Annotated in this window: 1 protein-coding gene; it reads left to right on the forward strand. The window is 40.4% G+C overall.

Annotated features, from left to right (window positions below; genetic code table 11):
* A partial coding sequence (gene rhuM / locus CVH10_RS22855; RefSeq protein ID WP_146143319.1) for a RhuM family protein occupies nucleotides 1-250 on the forward strand: 250 nt, incomplete at both ends.

A 250-nucleotide genomic window follows, 5' to 3' on the forward strand; every position in this document is an offset into this window, starting at 1 on the left:
CTAGACGCAATTATCTCAGTTGGCTACCGCGTTAATTCACGCCAAGCCACTGTCTTTCGCCAATGGGCCACCAAAGTACTTCGTCAATATATCGAAGATGGCTATGTAATTAATGAACAAGCTTTAGCTGATAATCCGAATAAATTAAGTGAATTAGCAGCTAAAATTAGAGCGTTAAGGTCCACCGAGAAGAACATATTCAGCCAAGTTCGCGACTGCTTTAAAATTTCTGCATCTGATTATCAGCCAA

Source organism: Halomonas sp. ND22Bw, from assembly GCF_003011945.1.
GTDB classification, from domain to species: Bacteria; Pseudomonadota; Gammaproteobacteria; order Pseudomonadales; family Halomonadaceae; genus Halomonas; species Halomonas halophila.